At 67.8% G+C, this 21,032-nt stretch carries 20 protein-coding genes; 12 read left to right on the top strand and 8 right to left on the bottom strand.

Going from position 1 to position 21,032, the window contains the following annotated elements; genetic code table 11:
• Positions 1 to 33: 33 nt before the first annotated feature.
• Both HV798_RS16545 and HV798_RS16540 read right to left on the bottom strand, forming a co-directional pair.
• Entirely contained in the window at positions 34 to 1,656 is a 1,623-nt protein-coding gene (locus HV798_RS16545; RefSeq protein ID WP_175193249.1) for a methyl-accepting chemotaxis protein, read from the bottom strand.
• Positions 1,657 to 1,797: 141 nt separating this feature from the next.
• On the bottom strand, positions 1,798 to 3,207 hold the full coding sequence (locus HV798_RS16540; RefSeq protein WP_175193248.1) for an MFS transporter: 1,410 nt from the start codon (positions 3,205 to 3,207) through the stop codon (positions 1,798 to 1,800).
• A 482-nt stretch (positions 3,208 to 3,689) separates the two neighbouring features.
• Between HV798_RS16540 and HV798_RS16535 the strand changes: the two genes are divergently transcribed.
• Genes HV798_RS16535 through HV798_RS16520 form a run of 4 tightly spaced genes read left to right on the top strand, consistent with a single transcriptional unit; the run spans position 3,690 to position 8,342 of the window.
• Entirely contained in the window at positions 3,690 to 4,199 is a 510-nt protein-coding gene (locus tag HV798_RS16535; RefSeq protein WP_175193247.1) for a Csu type fimbrial protein, read from the top strand.
• 38 nt (positions 4,200 to 4,237) lie between these two features.
• Entirely contained in the window at positions 4,238 to 4,954 is a 717-nt protein-coding gene (locus HV798_RS16530) for a fimbrial biogenesis chaperone (protein WP_025139849.1), read from the top strand.
• Positions 4,955 to 5,010: 56 nt separating this feature from the next.
• The gene (locus tag HV798_RS16525; protein ID WP_175216474.1) at positions 5,011 to 7,356 is read left to right on the top strand and encodes a fimbria/pilus outer membrane usher protein; all 2,346 of its coding nucleotides are present in this window, start codon (positions 5,011 to 5,013) and stop codon (positions 7,354 to 7,356) included.
• On the top strand, positions 7,353 to 8,342 hold the full coding sequence (locus HV798_RS16520) for a Csu type fimbrial protein (RefSeq protein ID WP_175193245.1): 990 nt from the start codon (positions 7,353 to 7,355) through the stop codon (positions 8,340 to 8,342). The genes HV798_RS16525 and HV798_RS16520 overlap by 4 nt, the downstream gene beginning before the upstream one ends.
• 15 nt (positions 8,343 to 8,357) lie before the next feature.
• Here HV798_RS16520 and HV798_RS16515 read toward each other — a convergent pair whose 3' ends face one another.
• On the bottom strand, positions 8,358 to 9,314 hold the full coding sequence (locus HV798_RS16515) for a LysR family transcriptional regulator (protein ID WP_175193244.1): 957 nt from the start codon (positions 9,312 to 9,314) through the stop codon (positions 8,358 to 8,360).
• Positions 9,315 to 9,443: 129 nt separating this feature from the next.
• Between HV798_RS16515 and HV798_RS16510 the strand changes: the two genes are divergently transcribed.
• Genes HV798_RS16510 through HV798_RS16500 form a run of 3 tightly spaced genes read left to right on the top strand, consistent with a single transcriptional unit; the run spans position 9,444 to position 12,406 of the window.
• Positions 9,444 to 10,427 carry a Bug family tripartite tricarboxylate transporter substrate binding protein gene (locus HV798_RS16510; protein ID WP_175193243.1) on the top strand — a complete coding sequence of 328 codons (984 nt, stop codon included), beginning with the start codon at positions 9,444 to 9,446 and terminating at the stop codon, positions 10,425 to 10,427.
• Positions 10,428 to 10,432: 5 nt separating this feature from the next.
• Positions 10,433 to 11,626, top strand: coding sequence for a M20 aminoacylase family protein (locus HV798_RS16505; protein ID WP_175193242.1), 1,194 nt, complete (start codon positions 10,433 to 10,435; stop codon positions 11,624 to 11,626).
• A 30-nt stretch (positions 11,627 to 11,656) separates the two neighbouring features.
• Positions 11,657 to 12,406, top strand: a complete 750-nt coding sequence (locus HV798_RS16500; RefSeq protein WP_175193241.1) for a phosphoribosyltransferase — start codon at positions 11,657 to 11,659, stop codon at positions 12,404 to 12,406.
• Positions 12,407 to 12,472: 66 nt separating this feature from the next.
• Here the strand turns inward: HV798_RS16500 and HV798_RS16495 are convergent, their stop codons facing one another.
• From HV798_RS16495 to sorA, 4 genes are all read right to left on the bottom strand, one after another.
• Positions 12,473 to 14,536 carry a site-specific recombinase gene (locus HV798_RS16495; protein ID WP_175193240.1) on the bottom strand — a complete coding sequence of 688 codons (2,064 nt, stop codon included), beginning with the start codon at positions 14,534 to 14,536 and terminating at the stop codon, positions 12,473 to 12,475.
• Between the two features lie 16 nt (positions 14,537 to 14,552).
• On the bottom strand, positions 14,553 to 16,256 hold the full coding sequence (locus HV798_RS16490; RefSeq protein WP_175193239.1) for an MFS transporter: 1,704 nt from the start codon (positions 16,254 to 16,256) through the stop codon (positions 14,553 to 14,555).
• Between the two features lie 146 nt (positions 16,257 to 16,402).
• Positions 16,403 to 16,759, bottom strand: coding sequence for a SorB family sulfite dehydrogenase c-type cytochrome subunit (gene sorB / locus HV798_RS16485; RefSeq protein WP_025139840.1), 357 nt, complete (start codon positions 16,757 to 16,759; stop codon positions 16,403 to 16,405).
• A 10-nt stretch (positions 16,760 to 16,769) separates the two neighbouring features.
• Positions 16,770 to 18,005: a SorA family sulfite dehydrogenase catalytic subunit gene (sorA, locus tag HV798_RS16480; protein WP_175193238.1), complete on the bottom strand. Its 1,236-nt coding sequence runs from the start codon at positions 18,003 to 18,005 to the stop codon at positions 16,770 to 16,772.
• Between the two features lie 195 nt (positions 18,006 to 18,200).
• On the opposite strand from sorA, the gene HV798_RS16475 reads away from it, so the two are divergent.
• Positions 18,201 to 18,596, top strand: a complete 396-nt coding sequence (locus HV798_RS16475; protein WP_369797721.1) for a DUF2809 domain-containing protein — start codon at positions 18,201 to 18,203, stop codon at positions 18,594 to 18,596.
• A gap of 112 nt (positions 18,597 to 18,708) precedes the next feature.
• On the opposite strand, the gene HV798_RS16470 is transcribed toward HV798_RS16475, so the two are convergent.
• Complete coding sequence (locus tag HV798_RS16470; RefSeq protein ID WP_175193237.1) at positions 18,709 to 18,927, bottom strand: hypothetical protein; 219 nt, start codon at positions 18,925 to 18,927, stop codon at positions 18,709 to 18,711.
• Between the two features lie 231 nt (positions 18,928 to 19,158).
• On the opposite strand from HV798_RS16470, the gene HV798_RS16465 reads away from it, so the two are divergent.
• From HV798_RS16465 to HV798_RS16450, 4 genes are all read left to right on the top strand, one after another.
• Entirely contained in the window at positions 19,159 to 19,890 is a 732-nt protein-coding gene (locus HV798_RS16465; protein ID WP_025139836.1) for an iron-containing redox enzyme family protein, read from the top strand.
• Between the two features lie 73 nt (positions 19,891 to 19,963).
• Positions 19,964 to 20,263: a 2Fe-2S iron-sulfur cluster-binding protein gene (locus HV798_RS16460; protein WP_025139835.1), complete on the top strand. Its 300-nt coding sequence runs from the start codon at positions 19,964 to 19,966 to the stop codon at positions 20,261 to 20,263.
• A gap of 50 nt (positions 20,264 to 20,313) precedes the next feature.
• Positions 20,314 to 20,649, top strand: coding sequence for a hypothetical protein (locus tag HV798_RS16455; RefSeq protein WP_025139834.1), 336 nt, complete (start codon positions 20,314 to 20,316; stop codon positions 20,647 to 20,649).
• Positions 20,646 to 21,014: a 2Fe-2S iron-sulfur cluster-binding protein gene (locus HV798_RS16450; RefSeq protein ID WP_175193236.1), complete on the top strand. Its 369-nt coding sequence runs from the start codon at positions 20,646 to 20,648 to the stop codon at positions 21,012 to 21,014. Before HV798_RS16455 ends, HV798_RS16450 begins: the two co-directional genes overlap by 4 nt.
• Positions 21,015 to 21,032: the final 18 nt, after the last annotated feature.

Below are 21,032 nucleotides of genomic sequence, written 5' to 3'. Positions count from 1 at the left end.
CAGGCGGGCCGTGGCGACGGCCCGCCTGTCGGATTACGCCGATAGCGCCAGGCGTTCCCGTACCGGCAGGACCAAGGTCTCGTGGCCGGCATCCGGGCCAGGCAGCCGGAAGGCGCTGACCGAGCTTTGCAGACGCTGGGCCTGCGATTCCAGCGAGGCGGCTGCGGCGGCAGCCTGTTCGACCAGGGCCGCGTTTTGCTGCGTCACCTGGTCCATCTGCGTGACCGCCGTGTTGACCTGGTCGATGCCCGTGACCTGTTCCCGCGAGGCGGCGGCAATATCGCCCACCAGCAGCGTCAGGCGTTCGATCACCGCCTGGATTTCCTGCATGGTGCGCCCGGCGGTCTCGACCTGCACGGACCCGGCCTGCACCGTGGCGCCGGATGTGCTGAGCAATTGCTTGATTTCCTTGGCGGCGCTGGCGCTGCGCTGCGCCAGCGAACGCACTTCGCCCGCCACCACCGCGAAGCCCTTGCCTTGCTCGCCGGCACGGGCGGCTTCCACCGCCGCGTTCAGGGCCAGGATGTTGGTCTGGAACGCAATGCCGTCGATCACGCCGACAATGTCTTCGATGCGGCCCGAGTCCTGCGTGATTTCACGCATGGTGGCCACGGCGCTTTGCACGGCCTCGCCGCCGCGGCGCGCCACCTGAGATGCCTCGGCCGCCATGGCGTTGGCCTGGCGGGCGTTGTCGGCGTTGCTGGTCACGGTGGACAGCAGCTCTTCCATGCTGGCGGCGGTTTCCTCCAGCGACGCGGCCTGCTGCTCGGTACGGCTGGACAGGTCCTGGTTGCCTGCGGCGATTTCGCTGGACCCGGTGTTGATCTCGGCCACACCGTCGCGCACGGCATGCACCGTGCGGGCCAGGCTGGCCTGCATTTCCTGCAGATAGGGAATCAGCTGCCCGGCGCAGTTGCCGCCGAACGTGGCGATGGGCACGGTGAGGTCGCCGCGGCTGATGTGCTGGAAATGCTGCTTGATGTCGTCCAGCGGGCGCCGCACGAAGGCCACGACGTAGCGGTCACCCAGGAACAGCAGCAAAAGGCTCACGCCCAGCACGATGCCGATGCCCAGGTAGGCGTTGCGGCGTTCGTCGACGGCGCGCTTGCCCAGCGCCTCCTGGCGTTCCTTGGCATAGGCCTCATAGTTTTCGATGCTTTTGCCGTAGGCCCGGCTGGCGGTGATGACCGGGCCGGCGGCGTGGGCGCGGGCCTTTTCAACATCGTCCTGGGCCAGAAAGCCCCGCTGGACGGCGATGCCGCCATTGACCAGCGCATCGAAGTCGCTGCGCAGCGGTTCCAGGATCGCGGCGGGGGTGTCGCGCTGCGCCGATTCCAGGAACAGCGCCTGGTTCTTGCGGGCTTCTTCCACGGCCACGTCGATGGCGCGGCCTTCCTCCGCGGCAGGGGCGGCCAGGCCGTCGCGGGCGTATTCCAGTTGGCGGGACAGACGCAGGCGGGCCCGCATGATCTGATCGTTGATGCGGGCAAGCGAAGAGACTTCGTTCAGGAGTTCGTTGCTGTCGGCGAGCGCTTCGCCGGAGTGGTGCAACCCGTTGATGCTGATGGCCGATTGGCCGGCTAGCAGGACACTGATCATGAGCAGTGTGCACAGGATCATGCGGCGGATGGTGATGTCTTTCAGGAACTGTGTCATACGCGTCTTTCTAGGGTGTAGAGAGGGACTACACCCGGACAACGGCCCCGCCTGAACGATATTTAGCAGGTGTTGCACATCTTACGTATATGTCTGGCCTGTCCTGGAATATATCGAAATTAACCGCAATAAATCGGGGTTTCAGCGGGTTGCCGCCGCTTGCGCGGGCTCCACGGCGCCGAAGCGCAGCCGTGCAAAACTGGCCAGGCTGGCCAGCGCTGCGCACAGGCCGCCCAGCCACAGCGACATCACCGCGCCATGCGTGGTCGACACGTTGAAGCATGCAGCCACCAGGGCGGCGCCGGTGGCCTGGCCCAGCAGGCGCACCGTGCCGATCATGCCGCTGGCGCCGCCCGCGCGCGACGGCGGGGCCGACGTCATGATGGCGCGCAGGTTGGGCGACTGGAAGAAACCGAAGCCGGCGCCGCACAGCGCCATGCGCCAGGAAATGTCCCAGGCCGACGGCGCGGCCGGCAACAGGGCCAGCGAGGCCATGCCCAAGGCCAGCAAGGCCAGGCCCACGCCACCCAGCATGCCTGCCGGATAACGGTCCGACAGGCGCCCGGCGATGGGCGCCATGATGGCTACTACGACCGGCCACGGTGTGATCAGGAAACCGGTGTGCACCTGGGTGTAGCCCAGCACGGTCTGGAACAGGAAAGGCAGCGACACGAAGGCCAGCGCCTGCGCCGCGAAGGCGCAGACGGCCGTGGCGGCCGACAGGGCAAACAGCGGCCGGCGCAGCAGGTCCACCGCCAGGATCGGGGCCGGATGGCCGGCTTGCCGGCGCATCAGCAGCCACAGGCTGGCCGCGGCCAGGCCCCATTCCAGCGTGACGCGCGGCCACGGCGCGCTGTGCGCCAGTTCGTTCGAGCCCAGCACGAACAGGCCCAGCGTCGTTGCGCACAGCGCCGCGGCCACGCCGTCAAAGCCGTGCGTGGACCGCGTGGTTTCGGGCAGGCCGCGCAGGCCCAGCCCCATGGCCAGCAAGCCGATGGGCACGTTGATCAGGAACAGCCAGTGCCACGACCCCAGCAGCAGGATGGTGGACGCCGCGGTGGGGCCGGCGGCAAATGACAGGCCCACCACCATCGCATTGAGCCCCATGCCGCGTCCCAGCACGGGGGCGGGGTAGATGAAGCGCAGCAAGGCGGCGTTGACGCTCATGACGCCGGCCGCGCCCAGCCCTTGCAGGATGCGTGCGGCCACCAGTACCGGCAGCGACGGCGCCAGCCCGCACGCCAGCGACGACAGGGTGAACACCACGATGCCCACCATGTACACCCGCCGATGCCCCAGGATCTCGCCCAGCGCGGCCGCCGGCAGCAGGCCCGCCACCATGGCCAGCTGGTAGCCGCTGATGACCCAGATGGAACCGGCATCGCTGGCTTGCAGGTCGCGCGCGATGGTGGGCAGCGCGGTGTTGGCGATGGCGGTGTCCAGGCTGGCCATGCAGACGGCCAGCATGACGGCCAGCAGCGCGCCCAGGCGTTCGGACGCCGGCAGGCCCTGGCCCGCGGGATAGATGGTATTGCGTGAGAACGAGAACATGAGGAGCCGCGCGGCAAGCCGTCGGGGCCAAGGGGGCGCCGACCGGAAGTGAGGGGTTGGTGCGTTGATTCTAGTGCGACATGGCGATTCAACGCTTCGTCAGCCAGGGGCGGCCGGCGCAGCGCGTGGGAGGGGCCGGGGGCGCTGCGCCAGATAATGCGACCGGGTGGTCACGCTTTGTCGTCGGCCCAATAATCCGCCCGAATAATCGTGCAGTGCCGCAAAGGTCTTGAATTCCGTGGTTTTTGTTACTAATGGAAATTATCTAATTTGCTGATTTACAACAATTTATCCCATACTGCCCGAAGCATGTTTTCATAGAGAAACCGCGTCCGCTCGCCGTGGTTTTTTAATCGAATCGGTTAGAAAGGGTAAATAACCCAATTTGAAAATTAACCGAATCGCGCTTCGCCGCTATATCCGACGTACCATGTTTCGTATGCAAGTCTGATAGTGCAACAGTATTTCGTGGGGGTGATTTCATGAAACGCTTGTCTTTGTGCGCGACGACTCTGGCCTTGGCGACCGCCGGTGCAATGCCGCTGGCGGCCCAGGCACAAACCACCGCCAACATGGTGGTGACGCTGACCATCACGGCAAACTGCACGATCGCCGCGAATAATCTCAATTTCGGCAGTCACGGGGTTCTGAACACCGCGTTCAGCAATACCACCACCGTGAATGTCACCTGCACCAACACTACCCCCTATACGGTCGGCCTGAGCGCCGGCACTGGCACCGGGTCCACCCTGACCAACCGGCTCATGAACGGCACGGCCACGGGCAACACGACGTCCACCGTGGCCTATCAGCTGTATCAGCCCGCGCCGAACCAGACCGTGGTGTGGGGCGACACCGGCGCGTCGGATCGCGTCGGCGGCACCGGCAGCGGGGCATCGCAGGCGTTGACGGTCACCGGTACGGTGCCCGCGCAGGCGACCCCGGCGCCCGATACGTATTCGTCCACCGTCACCGCGACGGTGTATTTCTAGTGGGTCGCCCGATCGGAAATCATTCGGGCGGGAGCGGCGTGATCCGATGGCTGGCAGGCGCGCTGCTGGCCGCCTGCATCGGCGTGGCCAGCCTGCCTGCGCAAGCGGCGACATTGCAGATATCGCCGGTGCTGGTGGACCTGGCGCCGCAGCAGGCCGCCACCGGCATCATGCTGCGCAATCCCGGAACCACGCCCATCTACGGCCAGGTGCGCGTATATGCCTGGGACCAGGCGCAGGGTGACGACGTGCTGACGCCCACGACCGAGATCCAGGCCAGCCCGCCCATCATCCAGGTGCCGGCCAAGGGCGAGCAACTGGTGCGGCTGGTGCGGGCGGGCAATGACCTGGCGCCGCTGCAGAAAAGCTACCGCCTGGTGATCGACGAGATTCCGGACCCCGCCACCCCGCTGGTCAACGGCGTCGTGTTGCGCATGCGTTATTCGGTGCCGGTGTTCGTGGCGGGCGCCACGCCCGAGCCGACGCCCGAACTGGACTGGCGGGTGACGCGCGCGGACAAGGAATGGGTCCTGCGGCTGGCCAACACCGGCACGCGCTATGCCCAGGTGGCGTCGCTGCAGATCGTGACTGGCGCGGATGCGCAGGTGGCGAAAGTGGATGGTTTGCTGGGCTACGCGTTGGCCCAGCGGCAGCGCGAGTGGCGGATACCCGTCAAACACGGCGCGGCCGGCCCGCTGAAAATCAAGGCTCTGGTGAACGGCAGCGCCGTCACCGTGACTCCGCGAGTTGACTGACTGATTGCGCTGCGCGCCAGCCTTGCCGGCGGCCGCGGGGTAAGAGAAGGCAGCCCATGGCAGTACGCGCTATCCGTGCTTGCGGGCGCTGCGCATGCCGTCTCGCGCTCTTCTTGATCGGGGCGTCGGCGGCTGCGGCGGACGCGCCCATCCAACTGGTGTCGTTCGGCGATATCGCCGAGCGCGACGTCTATTTGGAGGTGAGTATCAACGGTGTGAACACCAGCCAGTTGCTGCGCTTTCGAGATGCGCAGGGTCGGCTGTCGGCCAGCCCCGGCGCCCTGGGGTCGGTGGGAGTGGACATCAGCAAGCTGGGTGCATCGCCGGACAGCGAGGTCCGGCTCGATGACGTGGCCGGCCTGCGCTACACGTACAACGCGGCGATGCAGTCGGTGAACCTGGTGGTGCCGGACGCGCTGCGCCAGCCCTACCAGGTGGACACGCGCGGCCTGCCCAAGACGCCGCCGGCCACCTCGGGCCGCGGCCTGATCCTGAATTACGAGGCCTATGCGCAGACCGACGCCTACAACAAGGTGTCGATGTATACCGAGCAGCGTTATTTCGATCCGCACGGCACGTTCAACAATACCGGCACCGCCTACCTGGGCGGACGCGCCGACCGCTATGTGCGCTACGACACCTACTGGACCCAGTCGAACCAGGAAACGCTGCGCACGCTGCGAGTGGGCGACACGATCACGTCGTCGTTGAACTGGTCGCGCTCGGTGCGCGTGGCGGGCATTCAGTGGGGCCGCAACTTTGCGCTGCGGCCCGACCTGGTGACCTTTCCGGTGTCGTCCTTGAGCGCCTCGTCGGTGGTGCCGTCGTCGGTGTCGCTGTACGTGAACGGGGTGCAGCAGTATTCGGGCAACGTGCCGGCCGGGCCGTTCGTGGTGAACCAGATTCCCGGCATCACCGGGTCGGGCCAGGCCACGCTGGTGACGCGCGACGCGCTGGGGCGCAGTGTCAGCACGTCGGTGCCGCTGTATATCGACACCCGCATGCTGGCGGCGGGGCTGTCCAGCTATTCCATCGAAGCGGGCTTTGCGCGGCGCCTGTTCAGCGTGCGGTCGTTCGATTACGACAAGCGGCCCGCATTCACGGCGTCCGGCCGCTATGGGCTGGACGACGCGTTGACGCTGGAAGGCCATAGCGAGATGAGCGCAGGCGTCTACAACGTGGGGGCGGGCGCGTTGGTAAGGCTGGGGCAGGCCGGCGTGATCAACGGGGCGTTGTCGGGCAGCGCCGGCAACCATGCGGGCGGGCAGGTCAGCCTGGGCTATCAGTATGTGCAGCCCGCCTTCAGCGTGGAACTGCAGACCGTGCGTGCGCTGGGCGATTACGGCGACCTGGGTTCACGCGAAGACGTGCCGGTGCCGCGCCAGACCGACCGGGTGACGTTTTCGCTGCCGCTCACGACCTCGCAGAGCATGGCGTTCAGCTACATCGGCTTTCGCATGCCGCAGTCGCCGGCCGCCCGGATCGGGTCGGCGTCCTATACGGCCAATCTGCACAGCCGCGTGTCGATGAACGTAAGCGCGTACAACGATTTCGCCCAGACCGGTTCGCACGGCGTCTACCTGGCCTTTTCGATCCTGCTGGGCGACAACACCCAGATCAACGCGTCGGCCGGCAAGCAGGGCGAGCAGAATATCTACAGCGTGGGCGCACAGCGCAACGTGGATTACGACGGCGGCTGGGGCTGGGGCGTGGAGAACGGCCGCAGCGGCGGCGGCCAGTACAACCAGGGCAAGGTGCAGTTCCTGGGCCGCTACGGCCAGCTGACCGCATTGGGCCAGGACTACGCGGGCAAGAGCCAGGCGGCGGTGCAGGCCTCTGGCGCGGTGGTGCTGATGGATGGGTCCCTGACGCCGTCGCGCCGCATCAACGACGGCTTCGCGCTGGTCAGCACCGATGGCACGCCGGATGTGGCGGTGCTGCATGAAAACCGCAAGCTGGGCCGCACCAACAGCGCCGGGCACCTGCTGGTGCCGGACCTGAATTCCTATCAGATCAACCGCCTGTCCATCGACCCCGATGAGCTGCCGGTGGACATGAAGCTGGAATCCACCAAGGTCGTGGTGGTGCCGCAGGCCGGTTCCGGCGTGCTGGCCAAGTTCCAGCTGCAGCGCTACGCCGCGGCGTCGGTGGTGTTGCAACTGCCGGACGGCAGCGCGGTGCCGGTGGGCGTGCAGGTGGCGCATGTGGAAAGCGGCAAGCAGTCGGTGGTGGGGTACGACGGCATCGCCTTCGTCAAAGACCTGAAGCCGGAGAACCACCTGCGCATCAAGGGCGGCGGCGTGTCCTGCGTGGTGGAGTTTCCGTATCAGCATGACCCCGCGCGGCCATTGCCGACATTGGGGCCGTTCGTGTGCCAACCGTTGAAGGAGCCGGGTCAATGAAGTGCGCGTTGTTCTTGGTGGGAGCCTTGCTGGGCTTGGGGTGGTCGGCGAATGCGCAGGCGACGACTTGCTCGTTGGCGGCCGGCACCGTCAGCTCGGTCAACTTCGGCAACGTCAATCCGTTGCTGCCTGCCGATACGTTTGCCGATAGCAACACGGTCACGGTGACCTGCAATTTCACGGCCTTGGCACTGGGCGCGCGCCTGTGCTTTTCGGCGGGCGTGGGCAACACCAGTCCGTCGGTGGCCGCGCGGGCGCTGGGGGCCGGCGCTTTGCGCATGAACTACAACCTGTACACGGACAGCGGCCATACCCAGGTGTGGGGGGCGGCGACGACCAGCGCGCCGACCTCGGTGCTGCTGGCGGGTCCGGCGCTTGGCGGCAATGCGTCGGCCTCGTTTTCGTTCTATGGCAAGCTGCCGGGCGGGCAATCAAGCGTATCCACCATCGGCAATGCCAATACGCTTTACAGCGAGACCTATACCACGACGGCCCGCGTCGACATTTCCGTCGGCTTGCTGTCCACCCTGCTGATCAATTGCCCGATTGCCGCGCCAACCCAGACGCTGAGCATCCCGCTGAACGTGCAGGCGACGGTGCAGAAGAATTGCACCATCAATGCGACGAACCTGGCGTTTCCCTCGCAGGGCTTGCTGAACCACGTGGTGACGGCCAATGGCACGATCACGGTGCGCTGCACCAACAACAACGCCTTCTCGGTGGCCCTCAATGGCGGCTCGGTCGCCAACAACGTGGCGGCGCGCAAGATGAAGCACCAGACCGCAGCAGATACGGTCAGCTACCAGCTGTACCAGGACAGCAACTACGCGACGATCTGGGGCGATAGCGTCACGGGTGGTACGCCGCTGACCAATACGGGCACGGGGGCTAACCAGCAGTTCACGGTGTATGGCCGCGTGCCGGTGCAGACGACGCCGCGGCCGGGAAACTACAGCGATACGGTCACGGCCACCATTACGTTCTGATGCGGTGGGGCGCCTTCACGCCGCCGCGGCGGCGCGGGCCCGCAGCAGGCTGGCCAGTTCGGTATAGCAGCGCTGCACGGCGGCACGCGCCTGTTGTTCGGGGGCGCGTGCCATCAGGCTGATGCGGCGCGTCAGCCGTGGATGCTGCAGCGGCACGATCGCCAGGCCGTCGGGGCGCTGTCCCTGCGTGTACAGGCGCGAGATCAGGCCGACCCGCAGGCCGGCGCGCACCAGGCTGTAGAGCGTATCGGTGTAGTTCAGCGTGTCGGTGGCGGCCAGGTCGGCGCCCTGCTGGCGCAGCGCCGACACGATCATTTCGTAGGTGCTGCCGCGCGACAGCACAGCCAGGGGTTCGCGCTTCAGGTCCTGCCAGGTGATCTGGCGGCGACGCGACAGGCGGTGGCTGTCGGACAGCACGGCGACCAGGTCGTCTTCGGCCACGAAGGCTGCCGCCAGGCCCGGCGCCAGCCCGAAATCCAGGCCCAGGCCGATGTCGAGTTCGCCATTGGCCAGCGCGGCCATCAGTTCGTCGTTCAGGTGGTCGGACAGGATCAGCACGATCTCGGGGTGGCGCAGCCGCCACTGGGCCACGGCGGGCGCCAGCAGGTGCATGGTGGACGGAATGCAGCCGATGCGCACCGTGGCGGCCTGGGTGTCCAGCAGGCGCCGCAGGTCGTCGGTGCCCTGGGTGTAGCTGTTGAGCAGCCATTCGATCTGCGCGCGCGCGGCCTGGCCGGCCGGCGTCAGGCGCACGTGATGGGTGCCGCGGTCGAACAGGGTTACGCCCATCAGGGTTTCGAGCTCGCGGATGGCGGACGACAGGGCGGGCTGGCTCAGGGCCAGGGCCTCGGCCGCGCGGCTGAAGCTGGCGTGGCGGGCCACTTCCTTGAAGCCGCGCAATTGGCGCAGCGTGGGCTGGCGGGCAGGGCTGGCGGACGCCGGGGCCGGGCCCCGGTCTGGCGGCTTGGTCATAGATTTACCTGATGAATCTATAAAAATAACCCATTTCAGTTATGACGCGATGCTGCGTACGATGGCGCCCTCGCCCTCTGCGCGCGCCGGTCGGCCGACGCGCCTTGCCCGTTGCGGATCCACGTCATCATGTTCAAACGCCTGTTCCTGTCCGTCGCCACGCTGGCGGCCGCGCTGTGTGTCGCCCCGGCCGCCTGTGCCGCCGACGCCTGGCCCGCGGCCAAGCCGCTGACCCTGATCGTGCCCGTCAGCCCGGGCGGCAACGTGGACACCACCGCCCGCCTGGTGGCCCAGAAGCTGTCCGAGCGCCTGAAGCAGTCCATCATCGTGGACAACGTGGCGGGCGCGGGCGGCGTGCTGGGCGTGGCCAAAGCGACCCACGCGGCGCCCGACGGCTACACGCTGGTGATGGGCTTTGATGGCCCGGTCAGCGTAGCGCGGCTGATCAACCCGGCCGTGAAATACGACGCCGAGACGGCGTTGGCGCCCGTGGCGCTGGTGACCACCGCGCCGGTGGTGCTGCTGGCCCGTCCGGGCCTGCCGGCCAACAACATGCAGGAACTGATCGCCTTGGCGCGCAGCAAGCCGGATACGCTGACCTACGCCTCATCGGGCGTGGGCACCGTGCTGCACCTGGCGATGGAAGTGATGCAGGAGCAGGCCAAGGTCAAGCTGGTGCACGTGCCCTACCGCGGCGGCGCGCAGATCACCAACGATGTCATGGGCGGCCAGGTGGACCTGGGCCTGTTGGTCACCACCAGCGCCACGCCGCTGGTGCAGCAGAACAAGCTGCGCGCCCTGGGGCTGACGTCGGCCACGCGCATCGCCACGCTGCCGGACGTGCAGGCGTTTGCCGAAACGCCCGAACTCAAGGGCTTTGAATTGAATACCTGGACCGGCGTATTCGTGCCGGCGGGCACGCCGCCCGAGGTGGTGCAACGCCTGAACCAGGAACTGAACGCGGTGCTGCAGATGAGCGACGTGCAAAAGCGCCTGGCCGAGGGCGGCGCCATCGCCGGCCAGGGCTCGCCCGAGGCCTTCGCCGCGTTCCTGAAGAAAGAGAAAGACGTATACGCGCACATCGTCAAAAGCGCCAACATCCAGCAGGAGTAGACGCCATGAGCTTTGCCGTCACCGGCCCCGTGCTGCCCGAGATTCGCGCGATCCAGGACGACATGGTGGCGTTGCGCCACCGCATCCACGCCAACCCTGAACTGGCCTATGAAGAGGTCGCCACCGGCGACCTGGTGGCCGAGCGCCTGGCGGCCTGGGGTTTCGAGGTGCACCGCGGCCTGGGCGTGACCGGCGTGGTGGGCACCTTGCGGCGCGGCACCGGCACGCGCCGCCTGGGGCTGCGCGCCGATATGGACGCCCTGCCCATCCACGAGACCACCGGCCTGCCCTATGCCAGCGCCCACCCGGGCAAGATGCACGCATGCGGCCACGACGGCCACACGGCCACGCTGCTGGCCGCGGCCCAGGCGCTGGCGCAGCGCGGCCAGTTCGATGGCACGCTGCACCTGATCTTCCAGCCGGCCGAGGAAGGCCACGGCGGCGCACAGAAGATGATCGCCGACGGCCTGTTCGAGCGCTTTCCGTGCGACGCGGTGTACAGCTTTCACAACGAGCCGGGCTATCCGGCCGGGCATTTCGGCTTTCGCGCCGGGGCCATGTACAGCTCGTCGGACACGGTGGTGCTGACGGTCAGCGGCGTTGGCGGCCACGGCGCCATGCCGCACGTGGCGGTGGACCCGGTGGTGGCTGCGGCCCATATCGTGCTGGCCTTGCAGACCATCGTGTCGCGCGAGATCGATCCCAACGACATGGCCGTGGTGACCATCGGCGCCATTCACGGCGGCGATGCGCCGAACGTGATTCCCAAGACCGTCGAGCTGCGCCTGACCGTCAGGGCCCGCAAGCCCACGACGCGCGCCCTGCTGCGCGAGCGCATCACGGCGATCGCGACGGCCCAGGCCGCGGTGCACCGGGCCAGCGTGACGGTGGATTACCGCTGGCGCTATCCGCCCGTGGTGAACGATGCCGGCGCCACCGAATTCGCGGCCGCTGTGGCGCGCGACTGGCTGGGCGAGTCGCTCGTGATTCCCGACCTGGAACCGCTGCAGGCCAGCGACGACTTCGCCTTCATGCTGGAAGCGGTGCCGGGCAGCTATTTCATCGTGGGCAACGGCGAGGGCGAAGGCGGCTGCATGGTGCACAACCCCGACTACGACTTCAACGACGCCATTCTTCCGGTCACCGCCAGCTACTGGGTCAAGCTGGCCGAGGCCTTTCTGGCCGACGGCGCGCGCTGAGCGCTGCCGGCCGCCCTGCTCCTGAACCGCATGACTGCTACTGATGTCCAGGGCGAGCACGCCCCTGAGCCTGACTTCCTACCGTTCGACGCCACCACCGGCTACTGGCAGGAGATCGTCGCCGCCGACGCGCTGACGATTCCTGCCGAGCCGCCCTACTCGGGCGGCTATCCGGCGCGCCTGCCCGACGGCCGTTACCTGGTGCTGCCGCTGCGCGGCGTGCCGGCCGATCCGCGGCGCTGCGTGGCGTCGCTGATCGCCAACCACGCCAGCCTGGACGTGGTGGAGACTTTGGCCGGCTTCATGGCCGAACGGGCGCGCGCCTTCGGCGCCGAGATCGTGGTGGGCCTGCCCACGCTGGGGCTGGCATTCGCGCCGCTGGTGGCGCGCGGGCTGGGCTTTTCGCGTTACGTGCCGTTCGGCTATTCGCGCAAGTACTGGTATGACGAAAGCCTGGCCGTGCCGGTGCGCTCGTTGACCACGCCGGATGCCGGCAAGCTGCTGTACGTGGACCCGAACCTGGCGGATATGCTGCGCGGGCGGCGCGTGCTGGTGGTGGACGATGCGGTCAGCACCGGCCAGACCATGGCATCGGCCCTGACGTTGCTGCAGCGCTGCCAGGCGCAAGTGGCCGGTATCGTGGTAGCCATGTGCCAGGGCGAGCGCTGGCGCACGCGGCTGGTGGATGCCGAGGGCGCGCCGATTCCGCTGGCCTGTGCGTTCGAATCGCCGCGGATGCAGCGCGTGGCGGGCGGTTGGGCGCCGGAAGCGGGCGTGTAGCGCCGCCAGCTGCGGGTTCGCCCTTCGATGCGCGCGGCGCCGCCTGGCGTGCCCGCGCGGCCCCGGTCAGGCTTGCGGCGCCGCCGGCCGCGGCTTGACCGGCCAGAACAGCGTGGCGGGGCGCTGCCAGATGCGTCGGCGCACGCCCAGGGCCAGCGCCTGGCGATCGCCGCGGCGCAGGTTGCGTGAGCGCAGCGCCACGTTGAAGGCCAATGCGAAGCTCACCCCCACGTTCAGGATGCCGGTCAAGGCGGTGCCCGCCACCGCCATCCAGAACGCGTGCGTGTGCACGACTTCCCAGCCCAGCGCGCCGATGGCCGATCCGATCTGGCCGGCGGAAAGCGTCACGTGTCGCACTTCGACGTGCGGCCCGAAGAAGCTGACGATGGCCGGCCCCAGGCCCAGCATCAGCCCCAACGAGACATTGCCGGCGATGCCGGAGATATTGCGTTGCCAGAATCCCGCCCAGCGGGCCGCGCCGCGCGTGCCGAACAGGTGGCGCACGCGCCGGTCGTAGGCCATCACGTCGTGCACGCGGTGCAGGGCGAACCAGTTGTCGGCCCACCCGGCGACCAGGCTGGACAGCCACAGCAGCACGCCGGTGGCGGCGGCGTAGATGGGCGTGGGGCCCCAGGCCGAGAACGAGTCGAGCGTGGTCTGCGCTTTCTGCGCGTCGATCAGGGGCCGGTCCAGCGCGTTCTGCGCTATCCACTGCACCGCCCAGGCCAGCGGAAACACCACCGCCAGGTTGCCCAGGATGGCGGCCGCGTTCGAGCGGATCATGGACAGGGTGTCGTCCAGGAAGGCCTCGCGGCCCTCGGGGGTATTGGCCTCGTCCAGCCGGTGAGCCAGCGCCGGGCCGGTCATGGCGGGCTGCTTGGTGGCCAGCGTGAAGTGGGCGAAGTGGATGGCGAGAAAGCCGCCCGCGTAGTTCAGCGAGGCCAGCAGGCCTTCGATGAACTTGTCCAGGTGCAGCGAGACGATGAAGAACTTCAGGTACACCGTCAGCACCATCACCAGGCCGCCGCCGGCCGAGGCCTTGAGCATCGTCAGGTATTCGGCGGGGTCGCGCGCGATGTAGTGTTCGCCGGTTTCGGCGGTGCGTTCCATGACGCGGCGGGCCAGTTGCGCGAACGACGAGGCGGCCAGGTGACGGATGCTGCTGCGAGCCTGGGTCGAGCGGATCAGTTCGGCAGCCAGGTGCACGTATTTATGGCGCTGAGTGGGGTCAACCCATACGCTGAGCAGCAGTTCGATGCGCGCCAGGCGCAACTTCATGCGTTCGATCTGGAAGACGACTTCGACCGATACGCCGTTCTGTTCCAGTTCGGCATAGACCTGCTGCGAGGCCGCGCGGCAACTGTCGAGCAGCGCGCGGAACACGTTCAGGCGCCGGCCGAAGACCTCGCGCGGGGTGTCGGGCGCGCTGTCGCACAGTTCGGCGGCGGCCGTTGCCAGCGGAAAGAAGGGATTTTCCCGCACGCGGCCGGGCAGGCGCGAGCGGATGTCCTGACTCAGGCCGGTGGCGCGCACCTGGCTGGCCAGCACCTGGATGCTGCTGGTGAGCGCTTCCTCGAGGAAACGGGGCGGCGGTTCGGGGGCGGCGGGATCGGCGCGCGTCACGCCGTCGCCGTGGCGTAGTAGCAGGCGCATGCGCGTCAGCGTGTCGTCGTCCAGCGCTTCGATCCACGAGGCATCGTGGGCCTTGCGGAAGATCAGCGAAAACAGGCCGAACATGTCGCTGCGGTTGGGCGGCGGCGGTAACAGCCGGGCCTGCGCGCGTTCCCAGAATTCCCCCCAGAAACCGGGGTGCGAGGCCACGCCGGTGTCGCACAGCAGCGAGGTGGGGTCGTTGTCGGCGATCAGCGAGCGCAGCGTGGCGGCGACGGGCGTGGCCAGCGCCGGGTTGTGCTCCAGCACCTGCAGTACGTAGCGCAGGCGTGCATGCTGCGGGTGGCGGCCGTCGTCGGCCGGCGCACGGCCTGGCCGGTCGATCCAGCGGCACAGGTCCACCATCCACAGATTGCGCTGTGCCAGCGGCGCATCGGGATCGGCGCCGGCCAGGATCACGTCCAGGGCAGGCCCGCCATGGCCCGACGCACGCCATTTACGCCAGAGAGAGGTCAGCATGGTCGGGCCTTGTGGGTCAGAGGGATTCGGGTTCGCGGCGCAGCGAGAAGCCCTGGGCTTCGTTCATGGCCAGGTAGCTGACGTTGCGCGACACCACCGGCGGTTTGTCGCCCGTGTGCAGCGCCCGCAGCTGGTCCAGCACGATCTTGTCGGCCAGCGTCAGGCGGTCGAGCATGCGCAGGTACTGCATCCAGCTTTCCACCAGGAAGACCTCGCGCCAGACGCCTTCGCGTTCCAGGTCGCGAAACAGCTGCCATTGCTGCGCGCCGTTGCGCAGCCGCAGCTGGCGCAGCGGTCCGGCGGCACGAATGAGTTCGGACAGCTTTTCCTTGGGAATCAGGTATTCCACCGCCACCAGCACCGCGCCGTGCTGAGTGTTGAAGCCCGCGGCCGACAGGGCCGGTTCGGTGCTGTCGGCGCGTGCCAGCGATTGGGTGTCGACCTGTTCGGGCAGGCGCGAGCGGTACAGCAGGGCCACGGTGATGCCCAGCATGATGCCGGCTGCCGACAGGGCGCCGGACACGCCCATGGTGCCGGCGAAGTGGCCCCACATGAACGAGCCGGCCGCCAGCCCGCCGAAGATGGCGGTCTGGTACAGCGCCAGCGAGCGCGCCTTGACCCAGTCGGGCACCAGCATCTGCACCGTGGTGTTGTAGGTGGCCAGTACGCCGATCCAGCAGCCGCCGGACAGCAGCAGCGCGGGAAAGGCCACCCACAAGGTGGTGGTCGTGCCCAGCGCCACCAGGCAGGCGGCGAGCAGCCCCGCGGCGGCGCTGACCAGCCCGCCGGCACCCCAGGCCGCCTGCAGCCGGCGGACCACGGCGCTGCCCAGGATGGCGCCCACGCCCAGCGCGCCCAGCATGTAGCCGTACAGCAGCGCGTTGCCGTCTTCGTGGCCATAGGCCAGCAGCGGCAGCAGCGCCCACAGGGCGCTGGCCGACAGGCCAAAGGCAAAGGCCCGCAGCATCACCAGCCGCGTCACGGTGGAATGCTGGGTGTAGCGCAGCGCGGCGATCACGCCTTCGAAGAGCCGTTCGGGCGGCAGGCGCCGCTCGGGAATGTCGCGGCGCCAGCGCCAGATGGCCCAGATCAGCCCGGCGTAGCAGACGCAGTTCAGCAGGAACACGGTGGGCGCGCCCGTGGCGCCGAGCAGCAGGCCGCCGATGGCCGGGCCGACGGCGCGCGCCACGTTGAAGTTCACGCTGTTCAGCAGCACCGCGCTGCCGACGTGGGCGCGCGGCACCTGTTCGCCCACCGCGGCCTGCCAGGCGGGCGTGACGACCGCGCTGCCGATGGCGATGCAGAACACCGAGATGATCAGGGTGACCGGGTGCAAGAGGCCGGCGAAGGCCAGGATGGTGATGAAGATGCCGCCGGCCAGTTCCAGCAGCATGCCGGTGAGCATGACCTTGCGGCGGTCGTAGTTGTCGGCCAGCACGCCGGTCAGGATGGACAGCGCCACCAGCGGGAAGGCCGCCGCCACCTGAATCATTGCGACCATCAGCGGGCTGCTCTGTTCGGTGGTGATGACCCAGGCGGCGGCGACGGATTGCGCCCAGGTGCCCAGGTTGGCGAACAGGTTGGCGATCCAGATGATGCGGAACGCGGGAAAGGCAAAGGGGGAAAGCGTGCTGACCCGCAGGACGGGTTGGGGGGCGGCTGCGGCCACCTCGGGCGGGGCGGCGGCCAGATCGGTGTTGGCCGAGACGGGCTGGAGCATGTAGGCCTCTGGGAACCCCGGGGAACGGCGGGCGGGGGCCGTCCAATGGTACGCCTAATAGGGGTCCCGGTTAAGTCGAGGCAATGGCCGCAATGTGAGGGATTGCGACGCCGCCCGCAAGGGGCGGCGCGGCGTCGGGGGCAGGCTCAGGGCTTGGCGGACGCCGCCGGGGGCGGCGGGTAGGCCTGGTTCAGGTATTGCACGATCAGCGGCACCTGGTCGGCCGGGATGGGGGCGCCGTAGGTGCCGACCATCTTCTTGACCTCGGCGTCCCAGAAGCCGATCGGCATGGGCGGTTGCGACGACAGGTAGTCGACCGAGTGGCACATCAGGCACAGGGCGGCGCTTTGGGCGCCGGGGCCGGTGCCGGGATGCAGGGTGGCGGTCTCGGTGGGCAGCTGGATGTCCAGGGCAACGGCAGGCGCGGCGGCACAGGCGGCGGCCAGCGTCAGGAGCAGGCCAGCCAGGCGGATGGGGCAAGCGGGGGTGGGGGATCGGGTCATGGCGGGCTCCTTACGCGGCGTCGACGCGCACGGTTTCGACCACGTTGCGCATGTAGCCGGACGGGTTCCAGAGCGGGTCCAGCGGCTGGGTTTCTCCAGCCATGTTGGTGGCGCGCACTTTCAGGGCATAGGCGCCGGCCTTGTCGGGCGTGAACTCGGCGTGCCACTCGCGGAAGGAATAGCGCCCCAGGTCCTGGCCCAGTCTGGCGGCGCGCCAGGTCTTGCCGTCGTCGGCCGAGAACTGCACCTCGCGGATGCCATGGCCGCCGTCAAAGGCAATGCCGCGCACCGATACCGGCCGCCCGCGCGCCACGCGGGCGCCGTCGGCCAGGCTGGTGATGAAGCTGCGCACGTTGTAGCGGCCGATGGGGCGGGTTTTCTCCGGCGCCTTGCCCACGGGAGTACAGGCGCAGTCGTTGTCGGGGATGCGGTAGGCCTTCTGCATCCAGAAGCCGTCGAACTCGGTGTCCAGCACCTTGATGTCGGCCAGATGCTTGACCCAGTAGGTGCCGTAGTGGCCCGGCACCACCAGCCGCACGGGATAGCCGTTGAGCATGGGCAGGTCGGCGCCGTTCATGGCGTAGGCCAGCATGACCTCGCCATCCAGCGCGTGGGCCGCGTCCAGCGCCTTGACGAATTCGGGCGTGCCGGGCAAGACGGGGCGGTCTAGCCCTTCGAAAGTGACCTGGCGGGCGCCGGCCTGGATACCGGCCTTTTCCAGGATGCGCTTGAGCGGAATGCCCAGCCAGCGGGCGTTGCCCATGGCGCCGTTGGCCAATTGTCCGCCGCCTACGCGGGGCTCGAAAAAGCCGCGGCTGTTGCCGGAGCATTGGGTGACGGCCACCAGTTCGACCGGGGCGCCGAACTGCTGCTTCAGGTCGGCCAGCGACAGTTCCAGCGGCGTGCCGACCTTGCCGCTGACGCGCAGCCGGTAGGTGGCCGGGTCGATGGCAGTGGGGATGTTGCCCAGGTGGTAGCGCACGAAGAACGCGTCGTTGGGCGTGATGACGCCGTCGTTGAACACCGCGAATGGGGTTTCCAGTTGCGGCGGCCGCGAGGTCTGGCGGATCAGGGGGCGCTTCTGGGGGTAGGCGATCAGGTCGCGCTCGCCGTTGGCGAACGGCAACGTGACGGTGGCCGGGGCGGCCAGGCTGGTCAGGGCGTGGCCGGCCAGCGTGCCGGCGGCGCCCACGGTACAGGCTTGACGCAGGAAGCGCCGGCGCCCATCCGGATCGAATGTGCTCATGCTTGTCTCCTCGTTGTTTTCTAGTACCCTGCCCCTCGCGGCGCGGTCGGATCAGGCTACGCCTGACGGGCTGACAACGGGGTGAACAGCACCTGAATTGTCACGTTCGCCGTTCCAATAACCGAATTTTTCGCACGATATGCCCCTGCGGGCGCCGGCAAGCCCGCCGCCCGCGCAGGCACCGCCCGTGGCCACATGATGAGACTACTGACCTTCAACCGATCCGCCTTTGTCGCCCTGCTGGCCGTGACCCTGCTGGAGGTGCTGATCGCCACCCTGGGCAGGCCCTACCCGCTGTTGCGCGGTTTCGTGGGGGATGTGGTGGCCGTGGGGTGGGCCTATCTGGTGTATCGCAGCTTCATCCGCGCGGGCGTGCTGCCTCTGGCGGTGGCGGCGCTGCTGACCGGCTATGCGGTGGAATTCGGCCAGTACCTGGCCCGCTACCTGGGCTGGCGGATCGAGCAGCCGGTGCTGCGCATCGTTCTGGGCAGCGTGCCCGACTGGTGGGACATGCTGGCCTACACGCTGGGATTTTTCCTGGTGCTGCTGTTGGCCGGGATCAAGCGGCGCTGGCAGCGGCAAGCGGCATAGCACGCCTGAGAGGGGGGCCGCCTGGCCTGCCTGCTTCGTGCAGGGCGGGCCAACTGTCGCGCTTCATCCCAGGCGCTTTGCGCCAAGCGTTTCACCACACGCATCAGGCGGTTCAGCCCGCCTGCGCCACCGGCGCGTCATTGCGCCCTTTGTTTTTCTGGCCCGTGGACGCGGCCAGGGGCTGCAGCCGTTCGTTGCGCAGCGGCGCGAAGCATTCCGACCAGGACTTGGGCAGCAGGGGCGTGGCGTGGCGCACGGCGTCGCGGCGGGCGTAGTGGGCCAGCAGCTGCTGGCCGATCGGGGCGTCTCCGAGGGGATGGCGGTTCGTCATGGTATTTCCGTATTGCATTGAAAGTGTATTCATTGTACCGCTCTGCGCACGCTTTGATCAACCCGGTAAGAAGGCCGCAAGTCCTTGATAACAGAGGGTCGGTCCCCTTAATCGATTAAGGCGGACGGGAATACCCTAGGCGACTAAAACGGTAGACGGTATACAATGTTCATCATCGGCCAAGAGCAGCAACCGGCCGGCCCCCCTCCCCCATAGGACCTGGAGCGCGTCATGGCAGAACTGATGAACCGAGATGAATTTCGTAGCGCGTTGGAAAACGCGATCAAGGGCAAAAGCGCCAACGCTTCGCCCTTTTCCATTGCCTGGGCCGAAGGCAAGCTCAGCCGCCAGCATCTGCAACGCTGGGCCGAAAACCACTACCACTACGTCGGCCCCTTCGCCGACTACCTGGGCTACCTGTACGCCCGCACGCCGGACACCTACACGGAAGCCAAGGATTTCCTCCTGGCGAACATGTACGAAGAGGAAATCGGCGGTGACCGCCACACCGACCTGCTGATCCGCTTTGCCGAAGCCTGCGGCACCACGCGCGAACGCGTGACCAACCCCGACAACATGTCGCCCACCACGCGGGCGCTGCAAAGCTGGTGCTACGCCGTGGCCATGCGCGAAGACCCCATCGTGGCCGTGGCCGGCCTGGTGGTGGGCCTGGAATCGCAGGTGCCGTCCATCTATCGCAAGCAGACGCCGACCCTGCGCGAGAAGTACGGCTTTACCGACGAAGAGGTCGAGTTCTTCGACCTGCACATCGTGTCCGACGAGATCCACGGCGAACGCGGCTACCAGATCGTGCTGGAGCACGCCAACACGGTAGACCTGCAACAGCGCTGCCTGAAGATCTGCGAAATCGGCGCGCAGATGCGGTTGCTGTACACCACGGCGCTCTACACCGATTACGTGCAGCAGGAAGTGGCGCTGCCCGAGCTGGGCCTGGCCGCCTGATTCCCTGGCCATGGCGGCGCCTGCGCAGCCCGCGCGGGCGCTGCTGCGGCCACTGACACGGAACCCCCGATCCATGCCCACCGTTGTATTCCACAAAGGCGGCCAGACCTACACCGGCGTGGTGCAGGACAACACCAATCTGGTCGTGCGCGCCGGCATCCGGCAGTTTCCCTTTCCGCACCTGCGCTACGAGTGCGGCATGGGCAAGTGCGCCAAATGCGCCTGCCGCGTCCTGTCCGGGGCCGAGCACCTGCCACCTGTGAACTGGAAAGAAAAAAAGCAGCTGGGCGATCGTGTCGACGACGGCTACCGGCTGGTCTGCCAGCTGTGGATCGGCCACGACGTCGAACTGGCGCAGGACACGGAAGGCTAGGGCCTTTTGCCGTGGCCCCAGACCCGACCGACCCCCACCAGGAAGCCCGCATGAATCCAGGCGATGCGCCCTATGTGATCCTGACGACCAAGCCCGGCGTGTTCCGCACCGAAGCGGGCGAGGGCGCCGAGATCATCGAAACCTACGACTACACCTGCGGCGGCCGAACGCGCGCGGTGTTCAGCATTGCGCGGCTGGCCGGACCGACCCGGCTGGTCGTCACCGAAGAGACGCCGCCGTATGTCGTGAACCGCGTGCCGTCCAAATTCCTGGATCACTTCGCCTCGATCGAGGCCGCGCGCCGCGAGCTGGATCACCTGACGCGATTCGGCAGCAGCGACACCACTTTGACGCGACGCGCCCATCCCGTCGCCGCGGAGCATTGAGCAGCATGGTCAATATCACTTTTCTTTCGAACGGCGGCAAGGTCGTCACCGCACCCGAAAACAGCAATCTGCTGCGCGTGTCGCTCAAGGAGCGCGGCGGCATTCCGTTCAAGTGCGGCGGGGGGCTGTGCGGCACCTGCAAATGCCGCATCGAACAGGGGCTGGAAAATACCGACGCCATCAAGCCCAAGGAACGCAAGCATCTGCGGCCCGAGGATTTCGAGGCCGGCTACCGCATGGCGTGCCAGACCTTCGTGCTGGGCGACGTGGCCGTGTCGTGGGTGGTGCAGAACGGCAAGGGCGTGGTGCAGGCCGTGGCCAGTGCGCCTGCTGCCGCAGAGCCCGCCGCGCAGGCGGACTCGTGATCGCGGAATGACGCGCCG

The sequence above is a fragment of the Achromobacter deleyi genome, assembly GCF_902859705.1.
Lineage (GTDB): Bacteria > Pseudomonadota > Gammaproteobacteria > Burkholderiales > Burkholderiaceae_B > Achromobacter > Achromobacter deleyi.
Note: the sequence above shows the minus strand (reverse complement) of the source record. Positions and strands in the feature narration are given on the sequence as shown.

What these genes read in the sequence shown, in the direction of transcription:
- HV798_RS16500 (WP_175193241.1), top strand. Translation starts at nt 11,657, where the DNA reads ATGACTGCTACTGATGTCCAGGGCGAGCACGCCCCTGAGCCTGACTTC.
- HV798_RS16535 (WP_175193247.1), top strand. Translation starts at nt 3,690, where the DNA reads ATGAAACGCTTGTCTTTGTGCGCGACGACTCTGGCCTTGGCGACCGCC.
- HV798_RS16455 (WP_025139834.1), top strand. Translation starts at nt 20,314, where the DNA reads ATGAATCCAGGCGATGCGCCCTATGTGATCCTGACGACCAAGCCCGGC.
- sorA (WP_175193238.1), bottom strand. Translation starts at nt 18,005, where the DNA reads ATGAGCACATTCGATCCGGATGGGCGCCGGCGCTTCCTGCGTCAAGCC.
- HV798_RS16515 (WP_175193244.1), bottom strand. Translation starts at nt 9,314, where the DNA reads ATGACCAAGCCGCCAGACCGGGGCCCGGCCCCGGCGTCCGCCAGCCCT.
- HV798_RS16525 (WP_175216474.1), top strand. Translation starts at nt 5,011, where the DNA reads ATGGCAGTACGCGCTATCCGTGCTTGCGGGCGCTGCGCATGCCGTCTC.
- HV798_RS16545 (WP_175193249.1), bottom strand. Translation starts at nt 1,656, where the DNA reads ATGACACAGTTCCTGAAAGACATCACCATCCGCCGCATGATCCTGTGC.
- HV798_RS16490 (WP_175193239.1), bottom strand. Translation starts at nt 16,256, where the DNA reads ATGCTCCAGCCCGTCTCGGCCAACACCGATCTGGCCGCCGCCCCGCCC.
- HV798_RS16460 (WP_025139835.1), top strand. Translation starts at nt 19,964, where the DNA reads ATGCCCACCGTTGTATTCCACAAAGGCGGCCAGACCTACACCGGCGTG.
- HV798_RS16470 (WP_175193237.1), bottom strand. Translation starts at nt 18,927, where the DNA reads ATGACGAACCGCCATCCCCTCGGAGACGCCCCGATCGGCCAGCAGCTG.
- HV798_RS16505 (WP_175193242.1), top strand. Translation starts at nt 10,433, where the DNA reads ATGAGCTTTGCCGTCACCGGCCCCGTGCTGCCCGAGATTCGCGCGATC.
- HV798_RS16510 (WP_175193243.1), top strand. Translation starts at nt 9,444, where the DNA reads ATGTTCAAACGCCTGTTCCTGTCCGTCGCCACGCTGGCGGCCGCGCTG.
- HV798_RS16475 (WP_369797721.1), top strand. Translation starts at nt 18,201, where the DNA reads ATGATGAGACTACTGACCTTCAACCGATCCGCCTTTGTCGCCCTGCTG.
- HV798_RS16495 (WP_175193240.1), bottom strand. Translation starts at nt 14,536, where the DNA reads ATGCTGACCTCTCTCTGGCGTAAATGGCGTGCGTCGGGCCATGGCGGG.
- HV798_RS16520 (WP_175193245.1), top strand. Translation starts at nt 7,353, where the DNA reads ATGAAGTGCGCGTTGTTCTTGGTGGGAGCCTTGCTGGGCTTGGGGTGG.
- HV798_RS16465 (WP_025139836.1), top strand. Translation starts at nt 19,159, where the DNA reads ATGGCAGAACTGATGAACCGAGATGAATTTCGTAGCGCGTTGGAAAAC.
- sorB (WP_025139840.1), bottom strand. Translation starts at nt 16,759, where the DNA reads ATGACCCGATCCCCCACCCCCGCTTGCCCCATCCGCCTGGCTGGCCTG.
- HV798_RS16540 (WP_175193248.1), bottom strand. Translation starts at nt 3,207, where the DNA reads ATGTTCTCGTTCTCACGCAATACCATCTATCCCGCGGGCCAGGGCCTG.